The sequence below is a fragment of the Streptomyces sparsogenes subsp. cuspidosporus genome (genome assembly GCF_039532705.1).
GTDB lineage: Bacteria > Actinomycetota > Actinomycetes > Streptomycetales > Streptomycetaceae > Streptomyces > Streptomyces sparsogenes.
The window spans coordinates 19,272-28,324 of the sequence record NZ_BAAASD010000069.1; the positions used below are offsets into that span (position 1 = coordinate 19,272).

Consider the following 9,053-nt stretch of genomic DNA (forward strand, 5'->3'; position numbering starts at 1 on the left):
GGCCCCCCTTGTGTGACGACGAGCTCGTATTCTGCCTCATCCCCCGACGGCCGGAAGGGCTCAACCGGCGTGCAGCATCAGGCCGATGCCCGCCACCATCAGCCCCGCGGCCGCGAGCCTGGGGGCGCCGAAGCGCTCCTTGAAGAAGAGCGCCCCGATGGCCGCGCCCACGATGATCGACGACTCGCGCAGCGCCGCGATCGGGGCGAGCGGCGCCCGGGTCTGGGCCCACAGGACGAGGCCGTACGCGAAGACCGACAGCACGCCGCCGAGCAGCCCGCGCAGCGCGACCGGCCGCAGCTGGCGGGCGAGCGCGCCGCGCCGGGTGGCCAGCGCGTACGCGGGGACGGCGAAGCCCTCCAGGAGCATCAGCCAGGCGATGTAGCCGAGGGCGCTGCCGGAGGCGCGTACGCCCAGGCCGTCCACGACCGTGTAGGCCGCGATGGACAGGCCGGTGGCCAGGGCCGCGCCGATCGCGGGCCACTGCGGGCCGCTCCCGGGGCGCCGCCCGGAGCCCCTGATGCCCCACAGCGCCAGCCCGACCAGGCCGGCGGAGGCCACCGCGATGCCGGCGGCCTGCCGGGCGTCCGGGGTCTCGCCGAGGAACACCGCGGCGACCACCGCCACCACCAGGGGCGCGGTCCCGCGCGCGATCGGGTACATCTGGCCGAAGTCGCCCAGCCGGAAGGAGCGCATGAGCAGCACGTAGTACAGGACGTGCACCAGCGCGGAGACGATCAGCCACGGCCAGGCGCCCGCCGCGGGCAGCGGGGTGAAGCAGACCATCACCGCTCCGCACAGCGCCCCGCCGCCGCCCACCAGCGTGAAGGCGAGGAGCTGGTCCTTGATGCCGTGGGCGATGGCGTTCCAGCCGGCATGCGTGACGGCGGCGACGAGCACCGCCAGCGCGACGAGCGGGGTCACGCGGCGGACCCGGACACGGAAGTACGTGTAGTCGTCATGCGCATGACCCTACGCTCGGCGGCCGGGCGCGGACCAGGCGGTGTGGCTCCCGCGTGGGGAGCGCCTGGCTCGGCGGCGGGGCACGGACCAGGCGGCGCGCCCGCCGCGCGGGGAGCGCCCGGAAGATCCCGGCCCGGCTCAGTAATCCTTGAGCAGGTACGAGTCGACCACGTCCGACTCGGCCCGCAGACCGGTGGTGAACTCCTCCGCCTCCACCTCGCCCAGCTCGACCGCCTTCCGGGCCTCCACCATGGCCTTGTTGATCAGCGCCAGCTCCTGGTTGCCGGTCACATACGCGCGCAGCTCCCGCTCGTAGGCGGCGAAGGCGGCCTCGTGGTCGCCGTCGGCGGCCCTCAGCTCGCCCGCCAGGACGTACGCGGCGACCAGGGCCACGGTGGTGCCCTGGCCGGACATGGGCGACCCGCAGTAGCCCGCGTCGCCGAGCAGCGTCACCCGGCCGCGCGACCAGGAGTCCATGCGGATCTGGGCCATGGAGTCGAAGTGGAAGTCCGGCGCCCCCCACATGTGCTCCAACAGCCGGGGCAGCTCCCAGCCGGCCCCCGCGAACTTCTCGGCGATCAGCCGCTTGTGCACGCGCGGATCGCGGGAGCGAAGCTCGGCCGGCGGCTCGTCCCAGTCGAATCCGGCGTAGACGCGCAGCTCCTGGTTGTCGCGGACGCTCATCACCAAACCGCCCCAGAGCGCGCCCCGCATCCGGTGGACGACCTGCCAGCGGTCGAGGCCGAGGATGTTGGGCGCCGTCCACACGGCCAGCGAGGTCCCCAGGTGGTGCAGGAAGTCCTCCTCCGGCCCGAAGGTCAGCCGCCGGGTGTGGGAGTGCAGGCCGTCGGCGCCGACGACCAGGTCGAAGGCGCGCTTGGTGCCGCTACGGAAGACGACCCGCACCTCCTCGGCGTCCTGTTCCAGCCGGTCGATGGAGTCGCCGAAGAGGTACTCGATACCGTCGCCGCCCGCCTCCGCGACGATCGTGGCGAGGTCGTCGCGCAGGATCTCCACGTCGGGGCTGTCGAGCTCGCCGCCGCTGACGGTCCGCTCGGTGGTGCGGAACAGCTCCCGGCCCTCGTCGTCGACCACCGACATCCCCCGCAGGCCGGTGGCGTGGGCGCGGATCCGGTCGAGCACGCCCATGCGCTCGGCCACCTCCAGCGCGGCGCCGCGGACGTCGATCGCGTGTCCGCCCGGGCGCGGCCCGGCGGACTGCTCGACGACCGTGACGTCGTATCCGTACCGGTCCAGCCAGTAGGCGAGCGCGGGCCCGCCGATGCCGGCGCCGGATATCAGGACGCTCTGCTGACCGCTCTGGTGACGGCTCCGCTGACGCATGGTGACTCCCCAACAGTCCCTTGGTGATGGTCGGACAGCCCGATGCTGGCCCGGGCCGCCGACGCGCCACCGACGCGGAGCCGACAGGCGCGCGGATACGCCGACGCGGCGCCGACAAGGCCCCTTTCAGGCCCCGCCGACGCCGCGTGCGCCGTCCGTGGGAGGTCGCCCGGGTCAGCCCGCGCGCAGCACCGAGGCCACGATCGGCCCGGCCGAGTCGCCGCCGTGGCCGCCCTGCGGGACCACGGCCGCCGCCGCGAGGTCCCCGCGGTAGGCGGTGAACCAGCCGTTGGGCTCCTTCTGGCCGTCGACCTCCGCCGAGCCGGTCTTCGCGCCGAAGTCACCGCTCATCCCGGACATCGCCTGGGCGGCGGTGCCCGAGGTGGCGGTCAGCTTCATCAGGCTCTTCAACTGCTGCCGGGTGCCCGGCTTCAGGCCGCGCGCGGCCTTGGCCAGGGTCCGGCCGTCCAAGCTCGGGGAGACCAGGTACGGCTGGCGGAAGACGCCGCTGGCGACGGTGGCCGAGACCGACGCCATGTTGAGCGGGTTCATCCGCACCCCGCCCTGCCCGATCAGCGAGGCGCCCTTGGAGGCGGCGGACTGCACCGGCACCGCGCCGTCGAAGGAGGAGATGCCGGTCTTCCAGTTCAGCCCGATCCCGAAGACGTCCCGGGCCTCCTTGGTGAGGTCGTCGTCGGCCAGCTTGGGGGCCTGGCTGATGAAAGCCGTGTTGCAGGAGCGGGCGAAACTCTGCTCGAAGCGGCCGCCCTTGATCTCGAACTTGTCGTCGTTCTGGAACTTCCAGCCGCCGTACGAGAAGTACTTCGGGCACGGGTGCGGCTTGCCGTAGCCCGCCAGTCCCTTGTCGATCAGCAGCGCCGAGGTGATGACCTTCATGGTCGAGCCGGGCGCGTACGACCCCTGGAAGGCGGTGTTGAACCCCTGAGCGGGGGAGTTGGCCACAGCCAGGACCTCGCCGGTGCTGGGCTTGATCGCCACCACCGCGGCCTTGGACCGCTTGTTCACCGCCCGCTCGGCCGTGGTCTGCAGCTTCGCGTCGATCGTGGTGCGGAGGGTGCCGGGCTTGCCCTTGGTGAGCACCTTCAGCGTCTCGTCGGGGGTCTTGGAGCCCTTGGCGCGGGAGATCCAGGTCTCCACGCCCGCCGTGCCGCCCGCCTTCTTGCCGTAGCGCTCCCGGAGGCCGTCCAGGATCGCCTTGAGCGTCGGGTGGTCGGCGGCGCGCAGCTCCGCGCCGTCGCGGTCGACGGCCTTGACCGGCGGCGTGCCCGCCGGGCCCGTCTTGAGGGCGTCCCCGGCCCGCAGTTTCGGGTGGACGACCGACGGCTTCCAGTCGACGACCGCCGCCCCGGTGGTCTTGTCGCGGGTGACGGTCAGTGCGGATTCATACGTCCAGGGGACCTGCCGCCCCCCGTAGGAGATCCGGGCGTTGACCGTGAACGGCACCGTCCGGCCGGTCCGCTGCCCCGCCGTCAGCGCCACTTTGCCGATGTGGGCCGCTTCACGGTAGGCGGTGAGCGCGGCGGCGGCGGCCTTCTCGTCGTCCGTCAGCGCGGCGGCCTTCCCGGCCTCGCCCGCGGACCAGGCGGCGAGGAAGTCCCGGGCCGTGGCCTTGACCTCGGCCGCGCTGGGCGGGCCGGTCTTCACCTTCTTGACCACCGGCTTGTCGTCGCCCGACCCGGCCCCGGCGCCGTCCTTCGATCCGGCCGAGCCGTCCTGACCGCCACCGCAACCGGCGACCCCGACCATGGCGGCGAACACCGCACCGATGACCGCGGCTCTCGCGCCACTCCGCATTGCAGAACCCCCACAGTCCCTCGAAGCCCTCCACCACTCGATGGAGGTCGTGGTCCGGGGCACTCTACCGGCATCCCGCGCCCCGCCCGGGTCCGTGCACCGAGCCCTGACGAAAGGGGAGCGGTCAGATCCAGGTGTCGAGCCAGATCCTGGCCCGCCACTCGTCCATGGGCAGGGTCTGGCCCGTGTAGAGGGGGAAGAAATAAATGAAGTTCCAGAAGATGAGCAGCACCAGCACGCCCGCGGCGACCGTGCCCACCACCCGCCGGTTCTCCCTCGCCCCCGGCGGGCCCACGATGGCCCCGACCATCATCGCCACCGCCAGGCACAGGAACGGCACGAAGACGACGGCGTAGAAGTTGAAGATCGTGCGCTCCTGGTAGAGGAACCACGGCAGATAGCCCGCCGCCAGCCCGCACAGGATCGCGCCCGCCCGCCAGTCACGCCGCAGCGCCCACCGGAACAGCAGGTACGCCACCGCGAAGCAGGCCGCCCACCACAGCAGAGGGGTGCCCAGGGCCAGCACCTCCCGGGCGCACTTCTCGGTCGCGTCCTTGGGGCAGCCGGCCTCACCCGGGGAGGGGGACTCGTAGAAGTAGGAGACCGGGCGGGACTGGATCAGCCAGCTCCACGGGTTGGACTGGTAGATGTGCGGGTCGTTCAGCCCGACGTGGAACTTGTAGACCTCGTGCTCGTAGTGCCACAGGCTGCGCAGCGGGTTCAGCCAGGCGAGGGGGCCGTGGTCGCTGTAGCCGCCGCCACCCTGAGACGTCGGCGTCTCGGCCCAGTGGCGGAAGTAGCCGCTGTGGGTCCAGCCGGTCCGGGGGCTGTAGCTGCCGCTGTTGGCGAACCAGCCCCACCAGGTGGCCAGGTAGGTGACGAGCGCCACGGGCACGGTGGACAGGAAGGCCCACAGGGTGTCGCGGCGCAGCACCGAGAGGAAGGGGCGGCGGGCGCCGGCCGTGCGGCGGGCGCCGATGTCCCACAGGACCGTCATCACGCCGAAGGCGGCGAGCACGTACAGGCCGTTCCACTTGGTGCCGGCCGCGAGCCCCAGCATGACCCCGGCCGCGATCCGCCACGGCCGCGCGCCGAGCTTCAGCCGCGCGGCGACCTCCGCGTCGGGCCGGGCGGTGCCGTCCGGGGCGAGGGGCAGGGCGGCGGCGAGCCGCGCCCGCGCCCGGTCCCGGTCGACCAGCAGGCATCCGAAGGCCGCCAGCACGAAGAACATGACGACGATGTCGAGCAGCGCGGTGCGGCTCATCACGTAGTGCAGACCGTCCACGGCCAGCAGCGCGCCCGCCAGGCACCCCAGGAAGGTGGAGCGGAACAGCCGCCGCCCGATCCGGCACAGCATCAGCACCGACGCCGTGCCGAGCAGCGCGACCATGAACCGCCAGCCGAAGGGGGTCAGGCCGAAGAGCTGCTCGCCGACCGCGATCACCCATTTGCCCACCGGAGGGTGGACGACGTACCCGGCGGCGTCGCTCAGCGGGATCTGCTGCGGGTCCGCCATGATCTTGGCGTTGGCGTTCTTGGGCCAGGTGCCCTCGTAGCCGAGCTGGAGCAGCGCCCAGGCGTCCTTGGCGTAGTACGTCTCGTCGAATATGACCTTGTGCGGGCTGTCCAGCCGCCAGAAGCGCAGCAGCCCGGCGAACAGCGCGACCAGCAGCGGCCCGCCCCAGCCGGTCCAGCGGGCGATCCGCCCCGCCGCCGGCGGGGCCGCGCCCAGCGCCTCCCACAGCCGGGTCCCCGGCTCCGGATAGGGGGGGACCAGCCGCTCCCGTACGTCGGACCGCGGCCGGCCCGCGTATCCGAAGCGGCGCAGCCGCCGCTGCCAGGCGGGCGGATGCTGGCCGGCGGCTCGGCCCGGCTGGGCGTGGGTCGCGGTGTCACTCGTCACCCGGCCATCGTAGGGAAGCGGTGCGTGGGAGTGGGGGGCCAAGTCGCCCGGCCGGGGGTCGGCCGGGCTCCCGGGCCCGCCGGCCGGGGCTGCGGGGGCGCCGGCCGGGTCTCCGGACCCGCCCCGGCCGGGGTTCCGGGGCGACGGCCGGGGCTTGGCGGCCGGGCTGCGGGGGCGCCGGCCGGGTCTCCGGGCCCGCCGGCCGGAGCGTGGGGGCCGGGCTCCCGGGCCGCCCGCCGGGCTCCCGGGCCCGCCGGCCGGAGCGTGGGGGCCGGGCTCCCGGGCCGCCCGCCGGGCTCCCGGCCCCGCCGGCCCGGCTGCGAGGATGGGTCGCGTGACAGGAACGCTCGTACTGGCAGGGACCCCCATCGGCGACACGCGGGACGCGCCCCCGCGGCTGGTCGCCGAGCTCGCCGAGGCCGACGTGGTGGCCGCCGAGGACACCCGGCGGCTGCGCCGCCTCGCCCAGGCGCTGGATGTGCGGCCGGGCGGCCGGGTGGTGTCGTACTTCGAGGGCAACGAGGCGGCCCGTACCCCCGAGCTGGTGGAGGCGCTGGCCGGTGGCGCGCGGGTGCTGCTGGTGACCGACGCCGGGATGCCGTCCGTCTCCGACCCCGGCTTCCGCCTGGTCGCGGCGGCCGTCGAGCGGGGGATCAAGGTCACCGCGGTGCCCGGCCCGTCGGCCGTGCTCACCGCCCTCGCGCTGTCCGGACTGCCGGTGGACCGCTTCTGCTTCGAGGGCTTCCTGCCGCGCAAGCCGGGGGAGCGGCTGGGGCGGCTGCGGGAGGTCGCGGCCGAGCGCCGCACGCTGGTGTACTTCGAGGCGCCGCACCGCCTGGCCGACACGCTGGCCGCGATGGCCGAGGTGTTCGGCGCGGACCGGCGGGGCGCGGTGTGCCGGGAGCTGACCAAGACGTACGAGGAGGTCAGGCGCGGCCCGCTGGAGGAGCTGGCGGCCTGGGCGGCCGAGGGCGTACGGGGCGAGATCACCGTGGTGGTCGAGGGGGCCGCCGAGCCCGGGCCCGGCGCGGCCGACCCGGCCGAGCTGGCCCGCCGGGTCGCGGTGCGGGAGGAGGCGGGGGAGCGCCGCAAGGAGGCCATCGCGGCAGTCGCGCAGGAGGCGGGCCTGCCCAAACGGGAGGTGTTCGACGCCGTCGTGGCGGCAAAGAACGCGGCAGGAACGGAGCCACGCGAAGGTAAAGGGAAAGGCTGAAAAGCAAAGGTTGGGCCGGGTGGCGGGGGTGTTCTGGCATCCGGCCGCCAAATCTCCCTCAAGAGGTGGAAGGGCGGCTGCGCTCCGGGGCCTCGAAGGCGTCCACTAGGAGGTGGGACGTCCAGTCCCGGAAGACTTGTCCTGCGGACAAGAGGAGTTGCCATGAGCGAAATCGCGGGTACCTCGAGCGGCGTTCGCCCGATAGCCCACACCACCACCGGCGCGACGGAGGGGGAGGTCGCCCATGAGGCGTACGCCTTCGCGTGCATGAAGTGCGGGCACGGCTGGGAGCAGTCGTACGACATCGAGCACCATGTGGACGCCGAGGGGAGGGCGTTTGTCGTCTACTTCACCGACGGCATGCGCGTCCGGTCCCCGCTGACCAGCCCCAACTGCCACAACTGCGGCGCCGACCTCGTGCGCATCATGCGTTCGGGTCAGGTGTCCACGGCCCTCAGGAGCCTGGGCTCCCAGCCCCGTCGGCGGAGCCGGCGGGGGGCCGCCGAGGCCCCCGACAGCCCGCCGGCCGGACCGCCGGCGCAGCAGGACGGGCAGCGGCGCCACCACTGGCACCTGTCGGATCTGCTCCACCCGTTCCAGAACCACCGGAAATGAACCGCCGGAAGTGAGCCGCCGGAAGTGAGCTCGGCCACGCGCATATGAGCCGGGCCGTATCCGAATGAGCGCCGGAGCGCGATTCATTGCATTTCGCCGGCAAATAGAATCGCGCTCATGGCGCAGACGCAAAAAGAAAAGGACCTGCCCCCGCCGCTTCCCGAGCCGCTGCGGGTGCCGGTCGCCGATTCGCACACCCACCTGGACATGCAGTCGGGCACGGTCGAGGAGGCCGTGGCCAAGGCCGCGTCGGTCGGCGTGACCACCCTCGTCCAGGTGGGCTGCGACCTCGCCGGGTCGCGCTGGGCGGCGAAGACGGCCGAGGCCCACGCGAACATCTGGGCCACCGTGGCGCTGCACCCCAATGAGGCGCCCCGCATCGTCCACGGGGACCCGGACGGCTGGTCCCGGCAGGGCGCGCGGGAGCCCGGCGGCGAGGCGGCCCTGGACGCCGCGCTGGAGGAGATAGCGGCCCTGGCCGCGCTCCCGCAGGTGCGGGGCGTCGGCGAGACCGGCCTCGACCACTTCCGCACCGGACCCGAGGGCAGGGCCGCCCAGGAGAAGTCCTTCCGCGGCCACATCGCCATCGCCAAGCGGCACGGCAAGGCGCTGGTCATCCACGACCGGGACGCCCACGACGACGTGCTGCGGGTGCTGGCCGAGGAAGGCGCGCCCGAGACCGTCGTCTTCCACTGCTTCTCCGGCGACGCCGCCATGGCGAAGATCTGCGCCGAGCGTGGCTATCACATGTCCTTCGCGGGCAACGTCACCTTCAAGAACGCGGCCCCGCTGCGCGAGGCGCTCGCCGTCGCCCCGCTCGACCTGCTGCTGGTGGAGACCGACGCGCCCTTCCTCACCCCCGCCCCGTACCGCGGACGGCCTAACGCCCCGTACCTCGTTCCGCTCACCCTGCGGGCCATGGCGGAGGTCAAGGGCGTGCCCGAGGACACCCTCGCGGCCGCCGTGGCGGCCAACACCGCGCGGGTTTTCGGCTATCACGCGCCGGTCGCCGCGGCCCGCGAGCCCGGGGAAGAGCATCACGTACAGTAATCGTACCGCTTTGGAGAGTCGTCGCCGCTCCGCTACAGTCCCGGGACCCGTGCCCTGACCAGTGGACTTGTGGAGTGTTGCCGGAGTGTTCTCGTGAGCCGTACGCACGGCCGCCGCCGCGCCCAGGGCGCCCACCGGGGCGGGGGCGGC

Annotated in this window: 7 protein-coding genes; 3 read left to right on the plus strand and 4 right to left on the minus strand. The window is 73.5% G+C overall.

What is annotated here, in order from left to right; all coding sequences use genetic code 11:
- Positions 1 to 60: 60 nt before the first annotated feature.
- The 4 genes from ABFY07_RS40445 to ABFY07_RS40460 form a co-directional block, all read right to left on the minus strand.
- Positions 61 to 924 (minus strand): EamA family transporter, encoded by an 864-nt coding sequence (locus ABFY07_RS40445; RefSeq protein WP_346179252.1) that lies wholly within the window; start codon positions 922 to 924, stop codon positions 61 to 63.
- A 177-nt stretch (positions 925 to 1,101) separates the two neighbouring features.
- Positions 1,102 to 2,307: an FAD-dependent monooxygenase gene (locus ABFY07_RS40450; RefSeq protein WP_346179253.1), complete on the minus strand. Its 1,206-nt coding sequence runs from the start codon at positions 2,305 to 2,307 to the stop codon at positions 1,102 to 1,104.
- A gap of 174 nt (positions 2,308 to 2,481) precedes the next feature.
- Positions 2,482 to 4,122 carry a penicillin-binding transpeptidase domain-containing protein gene (locus ABFY07_RS40455; RefSeq protein ID WP_346179254.1) on the minus strand — a complete coding sequence of 547 codons (1,641 nt, stop codon included), beginning with the start codon at positions 4,120 to 4,122 and terminating at the stop codon, positions 2,482 to 2,484.
- 124 nt (positions 4,123 to 4,246) lie between these two features.
- The gene (locus ABFY07_RS40460; RefSeq protein ID WP_346179255.1) at positions 4,247 to 6,025 is read right to left on the minus strand and encodes a dolichyl-phosphate-mannose--protein mannosyltransferase; all 1,779 of its coding nucleotides are present in this window, start codon (positions 6,023 to 6,025) and stop codon (positions 4,247 to 4,249) included.
- 325 nt (positions 6,026 to 6,350) lie between these two features.
- On the opposite strand from ABFY07_RS40460, the gene rsmI reads away from it, so the two are divergent.
- The 3 genes from rsmI (at position 6,351) to ABFY07_RS40475 (ending at position 8,903) form a co-directional block, all read left to right on the plus strand.
- The gene (rsmI, locus tag ABFY07_RS40465) at positions 6,351 to 7,238 is read left to right on the plus strand and encodes a 16S rRNA (cytidine(1402)-2'-O)-methyltransferase (RefSeq protein WP_346179256.1); all 888 of its coding nucleotides are present in this window, start codon (positions 6,351 to 6,353) and stop codon (positions 7,236 to 7,238) included.
- Between the two features lie 162 nt (positions 7,239 to 7,400).
- On the plus strand, positions 7,401 to 7,853 hold the full coding sequence (locus ABFY07_RS40470) for a hypothetical protein (RefSeq protein WP_346179257.1): 453 nt from the start codon (positions 7,401 to 7,403) through the stop codon (positions 7,851 to 7,853).
- A 117-nt stretch (positions 7,854 to 7,970) separates the two neighbouring features.
- Complete coding sequence (locus ABFY07_RS40475; protein WP_346179258.1) at positions 7,971 to 8,903, plus strand: TatD family hydrolase; 933 nt, start codon at positions 7,971 to 7,973, stop codon at positions 8,901 to 8,903.
- Positions 8,904 to 9,053 lie beyond the last annotated feature (150 nt).